The organism is Metabacillus litoralis, assembly GCF_007994985.1.
GTDB lineage: Bacteria > Bacillota > Bacilli > Bacillales > Bacillaceae > Metabacillus > Metabacillus litoralis.
Genome location: NZ_VOQF01000055.1, coordinates 1 through 459 on the forward strand (window position 1 = coordinate 1; position 459 = coordinate 459).

Below are 459 nucleotides of genomic sequence, written 5' to 3' on the forward strand. Positions count from 1 at the left end.
CCAGAATTGGTAAACAAGCTTCATTAATTGCGCAATCATCAGATGGTACACCACTTTTATGGAAGTCAAAATATGGTGATGGAAAATTTGTGTTTTTTAACGGAACGATTCTAGCAGATGCCAAGCAAAGTGGCCTTTTCACAAAGGGTATTCAGCTTATGGTTCCAACCTTTATCTATCCTGTTGTAAATGCAAAGGTGACAGCTTTAGAAGGCTTCCCATTCCAAACAAATAACAATATACACAAAGATTCGGGAATGACGAACGAAAATTTCATGCGTCATGTCGTTTGGTCAGAATTACAGAGGCTAGAAGCGAAGTATGACCTCAATTACACAGCATCCTTTGTTGCTTCTTCTGATGAAATGAAAGCAGAAACACAAGCCTTTGAGTTAGATAGAGTAAGAGAGAATACAATTGTTTACGGAAGAGAACTGCTGCGCATGGGCGGGGAGTTAG

At 39.7% G+C, this 459-nt stretch carries 1 protein-coding gene; it reads left to right on the forward strand.

Translation table 11 applies throughout. The annotated features are described in order from the left end of the window. Positions 1-459, forward strand: a 459-nt coding sequence (locus FS935_RS23150) for a DUF2194 domain-containing protein (RefSeq protein ID WP_158638702.1), incomplete at both ends; no start/stop codon positions are given.